This is a genomic window from Nocardia sp. GTS18, from assembly GCF_013839555.1.
GTDB classification, from domain to species: Bacteria; Actinomycetota; Actinomycetes; order Mycobacteriales; family Mycobacteriaceae; genus Nocardia; species Nocardia rosealba.
On record NZ_JACBIU010000037.1, the window covers coordinates 31,698 to 45,783 of the forward strand.

The 14,086-nt window shown below is 70.4% G+C and carries 1 protein-coding gene (running past one end of the window); it reads right to left on the bottom strand.

Features of this window, described 5'->3' with window-relative positions:
• Positions 1–14,086 carry part of the coding region annotated (locus HYG95_RS21750) for a non-ribosomal peptide synthase/polyketide synthase (protein WP_370465878.1) on the bottom strand (this coding region is incomplete at its 5' end). Its footprint begins 24,774 nt before the window's first position, so 14,086 of the 38,860 annotated nt are shown.

Sequence of the window (14,086 nt, forward strand, 5' to 3'; positions counted from 1 at the left end):
TTCGGCCAGGGTCACCGCGGAAGCCGCTGCGACATCGGCGGTTTCGGCCACCGAGGCCAGGCCCGCGACGGTGCGCTGCTCGAACACGTGGCGCGGGGTGAACAGCACGCCGCGGGCCTTGGCCCGGGAGACGAGCTGGATGGAGACGATCGAGTCACCGCCGAGGGCGAAGAACGAGTCGTCGACACCGACGCGCTCCACGCCGAGGACCTCGGCGAACACCTCGGCGATGGTCTGCTCGATCGGGGTGCGCGCGGCCCGGAAGGAGACCTCGGTGGCGAACACCGGCTCCGGCAGCGCCTTGCGATCGAGCTTGCCGACCGGGGTGAGCGGCACCCGGTCGATCACCATGATCGACGACGGAACCATGTAGGCGGGCAGGCGTTCCTCGACGTGCGCGGTGAGGGCGGCCACGTCGATCGAACGGCCCGGCGCGGCAACGACATACGACACCAGCGAGACGGCGCCCGCGGTGCTCTTGTGGCCGAGGGTGACGGCGAAGTCGACCGTGTCGTGCGAGGCGAGTGCGGAGTCGATCTCACCCAGTTCGATACGGAAGCCGCGGATCTTCACCTGGAAGTCGGAGCGGCCGACGTACTCGACGGTGCGTTCCGGCGTCCAGCGCACGACGTCACCGGTGCGGTACATCCGCTCCCCCGGCACGAACGGGTCGGCGACGAACCGGTCGGCGGTCAGGCCGGGGCGGGCGTGGTAGCCGCGCGCCAGCTGGATGCCCGACAGGTACAGCTCACCCGCGACACCCACCGGAACGGGCTGGAGCTGGGCGTCCAGGATCAGCGAGCGCATACCGCGCGTGGGGCCACCGATGGTGACCAGCTCGCCCGGCACCAGCGCATCGCTGATGTTCGTCATGATCGTGGTCTCGGTCGGACCGTAGCCGTTGTGGAAGGCGCGGATTGTGCCGTCCGCCAACGGAACCGCCCACTTCGACACCAGATCGGCGGGCACCGCCTCACCACCGGCGACCAGCACCCGCAGCGAGTCCAGGCCGCTCGGGTCGAAGGTCGCCAGGGCGGCGGGGGTGATGAAGGCGTGGGTGACCCGCTCGGCGCGGATCAGTTCGGACAGTTCGTCGCCGCCGTACACACCCGGCGGGACGACCACCAGCGCACCACCGCGCGCCAGGGCGAGCAGCAGCTCCAGGATCGACGCGTCGAACGAGGGCGACGCGAAATGCAGTGCCCGCGTGGACGAGTCGAGCTGGTAGCGCTGCGCCTGCTCCTCGCCGAAGTTGGCGAGACCCGCATGGGTGACCACGACGCCCTTGGGCACACCGGTGGAACCGGAGGTGTAGATGACGTAAGCGGGCTGCTCGGGCGTGGTCGCCCGGACCAGCTCGGCGTCGGCGATCGGGCCGCCGTCGAAGCGATCGAGGTCGAGCTCGTCGAGCACGAGCCAACCCGCGGCCGAGTTGCCGAACGTCCCCGCAGAGGCCGAAGCACCTGCGGCATCCGCAGATTCAGACGTCAGAGTGGCAGCCGAAGCACCGTCCGCAGGCCCGGCGTCGGGCATCTGCGGTGCGGCGGATGTCCCGGCTGCGGTGGCGATGTCGGGCAGTCCGTCGCGCACCGACGCGACCGTGATGCCGAGCGGCGAACCGGAGTCGGTGACCATGTGGGCGATGCGGTCGGCGGGGTAGGTCGGGTCGACGGGGACGAAGGCGGCGCCGGTCTTGGCGACGGCCCAGGCGGCGAGCACCGAGTCGGCCGAGCGCGGGACACCGATGGCGACCAGGTCTTCGGCGCCGACGCCGTGCTCGATCAGCAAGCGCGCCAAGCGGTTCGAGCGTTCGTCGAGCTCGGCGTAGGAGAGCGTCGCGTCCTTGAACACGACGGCATCGCCGGTCGGGTTCGCCGCGGCGGCGTCGGCGAGGAGGCTGCGCAGGGTGCGGGCGGGCACCGGCGGTGCGCCGACCCGGAACACCAGGTCGGCCCGTTCGGCGGCGTCGAGCACGTCGATCGCGCCGATGGTCACCGAGGCGTCGGCGGCCACGGCCTCGAGCACGCGTTCCCAACGGGTCGCGATGGTGTCGACCGTCGCCTCGTCGAACAGTTCGGTGGCGTAGTTCAGTGACAGCGCCATCCCGCCGTGGCCGGGTTCGCCCAGCTCGGACAGGGTGAACTGGAGGTCGAAGCGGGCGACGCTCTCGTCGAGGTCGAGCGCCGACACGGCGAGACCGGGCAGTTCCAGGGTGGTGCGGTCCAGGTTCTGGAAGGCCAGCATCACCTGGAACAGCGGGTTGCGGGCCTGCGACCGCTCGGGTGCGAGCAGTTCGACCAGGCGCTCGAACGGCACGTCGGCATTGCCGTAGGCGTCGAGGTCGGTCTTGCGGGCCTGCTCGAGCAGGTCGGTGAACGACTCGCCCGGACGCACACCGGTGCGCAGCACCAGGGTGTTGACGAACATGCCGACGAGGTCGTCGAGGGCCTGCTCGCCACGGCCGGCGATGGGGGTGCCGATGGCGATGTCGTCGGAGCCGGACAGCCGGGCCAGCAGCACCGCGAGCGCGGTGTGCATGACCATGAACAGCGAGGCACCCTGCCGACGGGCCACCTCGTCGAGGCGGGCGATCAGCTCGGGCTGGAGCTCGCGGTGCACCGACGCGCCACGCAGCGAGGCGATGGCCGGGCGCGGCCGGTCGAAGGGCAGGGTGAGTTCGTCGGGGACACCGGCGAGCTGACGCTGCCAGTAGGCCACCTGACGCGCCATCAGCGAATCGGCGTCGTCCTCGGTGCCGAGCACCGCGCGCTGCCAAACGGCGAAGTCGGCGTACTGCACCGGCAGCGGCGCCCAGCCGGGCGCGGTGCCCTGGGCGCGGGCGGTGTAGGCCAGCATCACGTCGCGGGTCAGCGGGGCGATGGAGAAACCGTCGGCGGCGATGTGGTGGACCACCACGACGAGCACGTGCTCGGCGGCCGCACCGGAACCGGCGAGCTGGGCCGCGCTCGCACCGTCGCGCGTGGACGCGACGCCGTTCGCGGGTGCACCGTCGTTCCCGGGCGCGACGCGGAACAACCGGGCGCGCAACGGAACTTCTTCCGCCACATCGAATCCGGTGGAGACGAACTCGGTGACTGTCTCGAAGAGCTGGTCGGCAGCGATGGTGACCGGGCGCAGATCCAGCGAAATACGTTCGGCCGCAACCACTTGCTGCACCGGCGTGCCGCCGTGCTCGGGGTAGCGGGTGCGCAGCGATTCGTGCCTGCGCACGAGGTCGGCCAGCGCCAGCGACAGCGCCTCGACGTCGAGGTCGCCGGTGAGGCGGATCGCGACGGGCAGGTTGTAGGCCGAGGAGGTGGTGTCGTACTTGTTGAGGAACCACATCCGCTGCTGGGCGAACGACAGCGGGACCAGTTCGCCGTCGGCGCGCTCACGGGCGACGAGCGCCGCGCGGGCGGTGCCGCCGGTGTGCGATTCCACCCGGGCCGCGAGGGCTTCCACGGTCGACGCTTCGAACAGGGCGCGCACGGGCACCGTCGCACCGAGCGCGGCGCCGATGCGGGCGACGACGCGGGTGGCGATCAGCGAGTTGCCGCCGAGGTCGAAGAAGTCGTCGTCGGCGCCGACCCGGTCCAGTCCGAGCACGTCGGCGAACACCGAGGCCACGGTTTCCTGCACCGGCGTGACCGGGGCGCGGAAAGCGCGCGCCTGCACCGCCGGGGCGGGCAGGGCACGGCGGTCGAGCTTGCCGTTGACGGTGAGCGGGATCCACTCGAGCCGCACCAGCGCGGCCGGAACCATGTAGGCGGGCAGCTGTTCGGCGGCGCCGCTGCGCACGGCGTCGAGGTCGGGTTCGGTCTCGGCGTCGGCGACCACGTAGGCGACGATGCGCTGGTCACCGGGGGTGTCCTCGCGCACGATGACCGCCGCCTGGGCGATGCCGGGCTGGGCGAGCACGGCGGCTTCGATCTCACCGAGCTCGATGCGGAAACCACGCACCTTCACCTGGTCGTCGGCGCGGCCGAGGTATTCGAGTTCGCCGAAGCGGTTCCAGCGCGCGAGGTCGCCGGAACGGTACAGCCGCGAACCGGCCTGGTTCGGGCCGGCCAGCGGATTGGCGACGAACCGGGTGGCGCTGAGGTCGGGGCGACCCAGGTAGCCGCGCGCCAATTGCGGTCCCGCGACGTACATCTCACCCGCGACACCCACCGGCACCGGGCGCAGACGTGAGTCGAGCACGAACACGCTCAGGCCCGCGATGGCCCGGCCGACGACCGACCCGGCCGCCGCCGCGATGGTCTTCGCGTCGAGCGCGCGGAACGACACGTGCACCGTGGTCTCGGTGATGCCGTACATGTTCACCAGCGTCGGCGACGAATCACCGTGGCGGGCAACCCAATCCGACAGACGACGCAGTTCGAGCGCCTCACCGCCGAACACCACGTAGCGCAGGGCCAGCGGCGCCAGGCCCGGTCCGGCGTTCCGGTCGGCCTCGGCGAGCTGATAGAACGCCGACGGCGTCTGGTTGAGCACCGTCACCTGCTCCACCCGCAGCAGTTCCAGGAACTGCTCGGGCGAACGCGAGGTGTAGTAGTCCACGACGATCAGCGAGCCGCCGAACAGCAGCGGGCCCCACAGCTCCCAGACGGAGAAGTCGAAGGCGTAGGAGTGGAACAGCGTCCACACATCGCGCGGGCCGAAGCCGAAGTCGCGATCGGTATTGGCGAACAGCCGCACCACATTCCGGTGCGCGACCGCGACGCCCTTCGGGCGGCCGGTCGAACCGGAGGTGTAGATGACGTAGGCGACATTGTCGGGCGACAGCGGTGCTAGGCGATCGGCGTCGGTGATGGGCGCGTCGTCGGCGTCCTCCACATTGCCGGTCTCCACGGCGAAGCCGTCGAGGACCACCGAAGGCAGGTGCGCGGGCACCGTCACCTGGACGGTGGAGTCGAGCACCACGCTGGTCGGGCGCGAGTCCTCGAGCACGTAGGCGATGCGCTCGGCCGGGTAGGTCGGGTCGACCGGCACGTAACCGGCACCGGTCTTGACCACCGCGAGCAGTGCGACGACCAGATCCAGCGAACGCGGCAGGATCACCGCGACCAGCGATTCGGGACCAGCGCCGTCATCGATCAGCCTGCGCGCCAGCACATTCGCGCGCCGGTCGAGCTCGGCGTAGGTGAGCGATTCGACGCCGAACTTGGCGGCGATCCGGTCCGGGTAGGCGGCCGCGGCCGCGTCGAACAGGTCGACGAGGGTGGTGTGCCGGTTGCCGAACAGTCCACGCCGGTAGCCGGCGGGGGTGCTGGCATCGTGCACCACAGGCAGGGCGATGGCGTCGGCGCCCGAGGACACCCAGCGCTGGGCGACATCGCGCTGTTCGGCCTCACCGAGCAGGTCGATGTCGCCGACGATCACGTCGGGGTTCTCGGCCACCGTGCGCAGGATGCGGACCAGGCGGTCGCCGAAGGCGGCGACGGTCTCGGCGTCGAACAGATCGGTCGCGTAGTTCCAGGACATGGCGAGCGAGCCGTCGGCGGCCTCGCCGACGGTGAGCTGCACATCGAATTTGGCTGTGCCCGGGTCGAAGTCGACCACGTCGAGATCCAGACCCGGGAGCGCCACGGTGCCGGTGTCGGCGGCGGTGGCCGCCTCGAAGGTGAGCGCCACCTGGAACAGCGGGTGGTGCGCCTGCGAGCGGGTGGGGCTGAGCACCTCGACGAGCCGTTCGAACGGCACGTCGGCATTGGCGAAGGCCGACAGGTCGACCTTGCGGACCTGCTCGAGCAGGTCGCCGAAGCGCCCGCCGAGGTCGACCTCGCTGCGCAGCACGAGGGTGTTGACGAACATGCCGACCAGATCGTCGAGCGAACGTTCGCCACGCCCGGCGATCGGGGTGCCGATGGCGATATCGGTGCTGTTGGACAGTCGCGCGGCCCAGGTGGCCAGGGCCGCGTGCATCACCATGAACAGGGTGACGCCGCGCGCGCGGGCGATCTCGGTGAGCGCGCGGTGCAGTTCGGCGTCGATCGAGAACCGGTACAGGTCACCGGCATTGGTCGCGATCTCGGGGCGCGGCCGGTCGGCGGGCAGTTCGATCTGGTCGGGCAGGTCGCGCAGCTGCTCGGTCCAGTAGGCGAGCTGACCCGCGGCGACCGAATCGGGATCGGACTCCTCGCCGAGCACCTCACGCTGCCACAGCGTGTAGTCGGCGTACTGCACCTCGAGGGGCGCCCAGGCAGGCACCTCACCGCGGGCGCGTTCGGTGTAAGCGACCACCACGTCACGCAGCAGCGGACGCAGCGAGAAACCGTCGCCGCTGATGTGGTGCATCACGAGAACGGCGACATGCGTGCGCTCGTCGACGCGGAGCAGGCTCGCGCGGAACGGCACCTCGCGGGTGACGTCGAACTGCACGCTCGCCAGTTCGACCACGCGTGCGACGACATCCTCGGCGGCGACCGGCTGGGCGGGCAGCGCGAAACGGACCTCGTCGGCGGGCAGGATCTGCTGGTAGCCCGCACCCTCGATCTCGGGGTAGAAGGTGCGCAGCGACTCGTGCCGGGCCATCACGTCGGCGATGGCGGATTCCAGTGCGGCCGTGTCGAGTTCACCGGTGAGCCGGATGGCGACCGGGATGTTGTTCACGGCGGTGCGGTTGTCGAAGCGGTTGAGGAACCACATGCGCTGCTGGGCCTGCGACAGCGCAACCAGCTCCGGGCGCGGACGCGGTGCGAGCGGCACGCGCGAGCCCCGGCCGGACGCGGTTTCCACGCGAGCGGCCAGAGCGGCGACGGTCGGCGCCTCGAACAGCGCGCGCAGCGGAACCTGGGCGTCGAGGGCCTCCGACAGGCGCGCGGCGACCCGGGTGGCGACCAGCGAGTTGCCGCCGAGTTCGAAGAAGTCGTCGTCGAGGCCGACCTGGCCCGCGCCGAGCACCTCGGCGAAGGTGGCGGCGACGATCTGCTGCACCGGGGTGACCGGCGCCTGGAACACCCGCGCGGCGAACACGGGGGCGGGCAGCGCCTTGCGGTCGAGCTTGCCGGAAGCGTTGAGCGGGAAGGCGTTCAGCACCATGAACGCGGCGGGCACCATGTACACCGGCAGTTCGGCCGACAGGGCGGCCTTCGTCGCATCGGTGTCGACGCTCTGTCCGGTCTCCGGGATGACGTAGGCGACCAGCTGGTCACCGGTGTGCTCGTCGGCGCGCACCACCACGACCGCCTGCGCGATCTGCGGCAGCGCGGTGAGCGCGGACTCGATCTCGCCGAGTTCGATGCGCAGGCCGCGCAGCTTCACCTGGAAGTCGGTGCGGCCCAGGTATTCCAGCTCGCCGTCGGGAGTCCAGGTGACGAGGTCGCCGGTGCGGTACATGCGCTCGCCGGGGGCGAACGGATCGGCGACGAAGCGGTCCATCGTGAGGTCGGGGCGACCCACGTAACCGTGGGCCAGCTGCACGCCCGCCAGATACAGCTCACCCGCGACACCCACCGGAACGGGTCGCAGCCGCGAATCCAGCACGTACAGACGGGTGTTGAACACCGGCGCGCCGATCGGCACGGTATCGGTGTCGGCCTCGGTGACCTCGTGGAAGGTCACGTCGACCGCGGCCTCGGTCGGGCCGTACAGGTTGTGCAGCGCGGCACCGGTGAGTTCGCGCAGGCGCTGCGCGGTCGGCGCGGGCAGCGCCTCACCGGAGGCGAACACATTGCGCAGCGAGACACAGTCGGCGGCAAGCGGTTCGGTGACGAACACGGCCATCATCGACGGCACGAAGTGCACCGTGGTGACCTGCTCGGCCACGATCAGCCGGGCCAGGTAGGCCGGGTCGCGATGCCCGTCGGGCTTGGCGACCACCAGGCGCGCACCGACCTGCAGCGGCCAGAAGAACTCCCACACCGACACATCGAAGGTGGCGGGCGTCTTCTGCAGCACCACGTCGTCGGCGGCCAGCCCGTAGGCGGCGTGCATCCACACCAGGCGGTTGACGATGGCCGCGTGGCTGACCGCGACGCCCTTGGGGCGCCCGGTCGAACCGGAGGTGAAGATGACGTAGGCGGTGTTGCCCGAGCGCAGCGGGCGATGCCGGTCGGCGTCGGTGACCGGCTCGGCCGAGTGGCCGGACAGGTCGAGCTGGTCGATGCGCACCTCGCGACCGGCGGCCGCGGGCAGGCTCTCCCCCGACGTCAGCACGCACACCGGCTGGGCGGTGTCGAGGATGTGCTCGATGCGCTCGGCCGGGTGATCGGGATCCAGCGGCACATACGCGCCACCGGCGGCCGACACCGCGTACATGCCGACCAGCAGGTCGATCGAACGCCGCATGCCGAGGGCCACATACGATTCCGGGCCGACACCGGCGTCCTTGAGCCAGCGGGCGAGCTTGCGCACGCGGACCGCGAACTCGGCGTAGGACAGACTCGTCCCCTCGAACGTGAGGGCTGTCGCGTCGGGCGTGCGCGCGACCTGCGCCTCGAACAGCGCGTTGAGGGTGGCCGGGTCGTCGTCGCTCGGGGTGCTGAGCGCGGCGTCGACCGCGAATTCGGTGTCGTTCCAGCGGTCGAGCACCAGGGCGCGCTCGGCATTGTCGAGCAGTTCGATGTCGCCGACGGGGGCGGTCGGGTCGGCCACGATCGCGGCGAGCAGGCGCAGCAGGCGGGCGCCGAAGGTGGCGGCGAACGCGGCGTCGAAGAGATCGGTGGCGTAGACGAGTTCGGCGTCGAGGTGGCTGTCGTCGTCGGCCGGGACCTCGCTCAGCGCGAGCTGCAGGTCGAACTTGGCGGTGTGCTGGTCGATGCCCAGCTCCGACACGGTCAGGCCGGGCAGTTCCAGGGTGGTGCGGCCCAGGTTCTGGAACGACAGCATCACCTGGAACAGCGGGTGCCGCGCCTGCGAACGGGCCGGGTTGAGCACCTCGACGAGGCGTTCGAACGGCACGTCGGCGTGGGCGAAGGCGGCCAGGTCGTGTTCGCGCACCTGGCCGAGCAGCTCGGTGAAGGTGACGCCGGGGTCGACCTCGGCGCGCAGCACCAGGGTGTTGACGAACATGCCGACCAGGTCGTCGAGAGCCTGCTGACCGCGACCGGCGACCGGGGTGCCGATGGCGATGTCGGAGGTGCCCGACAGGCGTGCGAGCAGCACGGCGAACGCGCTGTGCACGACCATGAACAGAGTGGTGCTGTGCTCGTGGGCCACGCGGTTGAGGGCGTCGACGAGTTCGCCCGGCACCTCGAAGCGGTGCGTGCCCGCCTGGTAGCTGGCCTGCGCGGGCCGCGACTTGTGGCCCAGGCGCAGCTCGTCGGGCAGGTCGGCCAGCGCGGTGCGCCAGTGGTCGAGCTGCTCGGAGATCAGCGAGGTGGGGTCGTTCTCGTCGCCGAGAACCTCGCGCTGCCACAGCGCGTAGTCCACGTACTGCACGGCCAGCGGCGGCCAGCCGGGCTCGGCGTTGGCGGTACGGGCGACGTAGGCGGTCATCAGGTCGCGCACCAGCGGGCGCAGCGAGAAACCGTCGGAGGCGATGTGGTGGACCACCATCACCAGCACGTGCTCGCGTTCGCTCAGCTCGTAGACCCGAAGGCGCACAGGCGGATTCGCGGTGACGTCGAAGCCGCGGCGGGCGAACTCGTAGAGCGAGGCCGCCATGTCGGTCTCGTCGGCCTCGACCAGTTCCACGTCCGGAATGGCGGCTGCGGCGGCGAGCACCTTCTGGTAGGCGGTGCCGTCGTGCGACGGGAACACGGTGCGCAGCGACTCGTGACGGGCGATCACGTCGGCGACCGCGCCGCGCAGGGCGGGGAAGTCGAGCAGGCCCTGCAGGCGCACCGCGACCGGGATGTTGTAGGTGCCGGTGTCCTCGGCGTCGAAGCGGTTGAGGAACCACATGCGCTGCTGTGCCAGCGACAGCGGCGGGTACTCCGGGCGCGGACGGGCGGTGAGTTCGGCGCGCAGGCCGGTGCCCGCGTGCGATTCCACCCGCGCGGCGAGCGCACCGACGGTGGGCGCCTCGAACAGGGTGCGCACGCCGACCTCGGCGTCGAGCGCCTTGCTCAGACGGGCCGCGACCTGGGTGGCGACCAGCGAGTTGCCGCCGAGGGCGAAGAAGTCGTCGTCCACGCCGACGCGCTCGGCGCCGAGCAGGTCGGCGAAGATCTCGGCGACGATCTCCTCGATCGGCGTCGAGGGCGCACGGAACACCTTGGCCTCGAACACAGGCGCGGGCAGCGCCTTGCGATCGAGCTTGCCGGAGGCGTTGAGCGGGAACGCCTCGAGCACCACCAGCGCCGAGGGCACCATGTAGGCGGGCAGCTCGGCGGCGAGCCCGGCCTTGACGGCGGCCACATCGAGAGCCGAGCCCGGTTCGGGCACAACGTAACCCACGAGCTGATCGCCCGCGTGCGCGTCGGCACGGACCACCACCACCGATTGCGCGACACCGGGCTGGGCCAGCAGCGTCGCCTCGATCTCGCCGAGCTCGATGCGCAGGCCGCGCAGCTTCACCTGGAAGTCGGTGCGGCCCAGGTAGTTCAGTTCACCATCGCGGGTCCAGGTGACCAGGTCGCCGGTGCGGTACATGCGCGAACCGGCGGGACCGTACGGGTTGGCGACGAAGCGGTCGGCGGTGAGGTCGGCCCGGTTGAGGTAGCCGACGGCGAGCTGATCGCCCGCCAGATACAGCTCACCCGCGACACCGGAGGCGACGGGGTGCAGCCGCGAATCCAGCACGAACACCTTGGTGTTCCACACCGGACGGCCGATCGGCACCGACTCCACGTCGGCGTCGACGACCTCGTGGTAGGTCACGTCGACGGCGGCCTCGGTCGGCCCGTACAGGTTGTGCAGGCGGGCGCCGGTCAGCTCACGCAGGCGCTGCGCGGTGGGCGCGGGCAGCGCCTCACCGGAGGCGAACACCTGCCGCATGCGCACCGCGTCGCCGTTGCCGTTGTTGCCGAGGGTCGACACGAACACCGACAGCATCGACGGCACGAAATGCGCTGTGGTGATGGACTGTTCGGCGATGATCTGCGCCAGGTACACCGGGTCGCGGTGACCGTCGGGTTTGGCGACGACCAGGCGCGCACCGGTCTGCAGGGGCCAGAAGAACTCCCACACCGACACGTCGAAGGTGGCGGGGGTCTTCTGCAGCACCGCGTCGGTGGCGTCGATCGGGTACTCGTGCTGCATCCACAGCAGCCGATTCACGATCGCGGCGTGGTCGACGGCGACACCCTTGGGGCGGCCGGTCGAACCGGAGGTGAAGATGACGTAGGCGGTGTTGCTGTCGCGCAGCGGACGCACCCGTTCGGCGTCGGTGATCGGGGCGCCGCTGAAATCGGCGGGCGCCTCGATGTTCTCGACGGCGTGCACGGTGACACCCTCGGCCTCGAAACCGTCGCGACGGCTGGTGAGCACCAGCTGCGGCTCCGCGGTCTCGATGATGTGGCCGATGCGGTCGGCGGGCTGATCGGGGTCGAGCGGCACGTAGGCCGCACCCGTCTGCAGCACCGCGTACATGGCGACGACGAGTTCGGCGGAACGCCGGATGGCAAGGGCCACATGCGAACCCGGGCCCACACCGTCGGCGATCAGCCTGCGGGCGATGCGGTTGGCACGCTCCTGCAGCTCGCGGTAGGTCAGCTGCTCGGCCTCGAAGACCAGCGCGACCGCGTCGGGGGTGCGTTCCACCTGGGCGTCGAACAGGGAAACAAGGGTGGCGTGCGGCACCGCGTGCGCGGTGTCGTTCCAGTCGACCAGGACCTGCGCGTGCTCCTCGGGCGCGAGCAGGTCGATGTCGCCGACCGGCACCTCGGGATCGGCGACGATCGCGGCGAAGATGTTGTCGAGACGGCGGGCGAACGCGGCGACCGTCGATTCCTCGAAAAGATCCAGCGCGTAGGAGAACTCGGCCGACATGCCGCCGACCTCGCCGTCGGTGTCCTGTACCTCGGTCAGCGTCAGCTGCAGGTCGAACTTGGCCAGCTGGGCGTCGTAGTCGATACCGCTCACCGACAGGCCGGGCAGCTGCAGCGAGGCCTGCTTGGTGTTCTGGAACGACAGCATCACCTGGAACAGCGGGTGCCGAGCCTGCGAACGGGCCGGGTTGAGCACCTCGACGAGCCGCTCGAACGGCACGTCGGCGTGGGCGAAGGCCTGCAGGTCGGTCTCGCGGGCCTGGTCGAGCAGGGTCGCGAAGGCGGTGGCGCCGTCCACCTCGGTGCGCAGCACCAGGGTGTTGACGAACATGCCGACGAGATCGTCGAGCGCCTGGTCACCACGACCGGCCACCGGGGTGCCGATGGCGATGTCGGACGAGCCGCTCGAACGCGCGAGCAGCACCGCGAGGGCGCTGTGCATCACCATGAACAGCGAGGCGTTGTAGCGGCGGCCCAATTCCATGAGGGCGCGCTGGGTTTCGCCCGCGATCACGAAGCTGTAGGTGCCGCCTCGGTAGCTGGCGGCGGGCGGACGCGGGTGGTCGGCGGGGAGCACCAGCTCGTCGGGCAGATCGGCGAGTTCGCGCTTCCAGTAGTCGATCTCGGAGGAGATGAGCGAGGTCGGGTCGTCCTCGGACCCGAGCACCTCACGCTGCCACAGCGCGTAATCGGCGTACTGGACCGGCAATTCGGCCCAGGTCGGCGCCTCCCAGGAGGTGCGCGCGGCGTAGGCCATGATGACGTCGCGCGAGAGCGGCGCCATCGACCAGCCGTCGGCGGAGATGTGGTGCACCACCATGCCGAGCACGTATTCGGAGTCCGAGATCTCGAAAAGCCGTGCGTGCAGCGGTACCTCGCTGGTCACGTCGAAGGCCATCGAGGCCAGATCGATCAGGTGATCGATGAGGTTTTCCTCGGTGACCCGGTACGGGGTGAGGTCGGGCACGATCTGGGCGGCGTCGAGGACCACCTGCACCGGGCCGTTGCCGGAGTCGGGGAACACGGTGCGCAGCGACTCGTGCCGGTCGATGACGTCGATGACGGCCACCTGCAGGGCGGCCACGTCGAGGTCACCGGACAGGCGGATGGCCACCGGGATGTTGTTGACCGCCGAGGCGGTGTCGAAGCGGTTGAGGAACCACATGCGCTGCTGAGCCAACGACAGCGGCACCTGCTCGGGCCGCTCGCGCGCCACCAGGGCCTTGTGGGCGCCGTCGCCCGCCTGCGATTCCACACGGGCGGCCAGGGCAGCCACGGTGGACGCCTCGAACAGCATCCGCACCGGAACGCGGGTATCGAGGGCGATACCGACGCGCGAGACCACCTGGGTGGCGATCAGCGAGTTGCCGCCGAGTTCGAAGAAGTCGTCGTCGACACCGATGCGCGGCAGGTCGAGCACGTCGGCGAAGACCTGCGCGATGATCTGCTCGATCGGCGTTGTGGGAGCACGGAATTCGCGCACCTCGAACACCGGTGCGGGCAGGGCGCGGCGGTCCAGCTTGCCGTTGACGGTCAGCGGGATGGCGTCGAGCTGCACGAACGCCGAGGGCACCATGTAGGCCGGGAGCTGGTCGGCGGCGAACTGGCGGACCTCGTCGAGGTCGAGCTTGTGCCCTTCGGCGACGACGTAGGCGACGATGCGCTGACCACCGGGCTGGTCCTCGCGCACGATGACCGCGGCCTGCGCGATCTCCGGGTGCGACAGCACGGCGGCTTCGATCTCACCGAGCTCGATGCGGAAACCACGCACCTTCACCTGATCGTCGGCACGGCCGAGGTATTCGAGCTCGCCGAAACGGTTCCAGCGCGCGAGGTCGCCGGAACGGTAGAGGCGTTCGCCGTCACCCATCGGGCTCGCGACGAAGCGGGTGGCAGTCAGATCCGGGCGACCCAGGTAGCCGCGCGCCAATTGCGGTCCCGCGACATACATCTCACCCGCGACACCCACCGGCACCGGGCGCAGACGCGAGTCGAGCACATACACGCTCAGACCGGCGATGGCGCGTCCGACGATGGAACCCGAAGCGGCGGCGATGGTTTCGGCATCGAGCGCGCGGTACGACACGTGCACCGTGGTCTCGGTGATGCCGTACATGTTCACCAGCGTCGGCGACGAATCACCGTGGCGGGCAACCCAATCCGACAGACGACGCAGTTCGAGCGCCTCACCGCCGAACACCACGTAGCGCAGG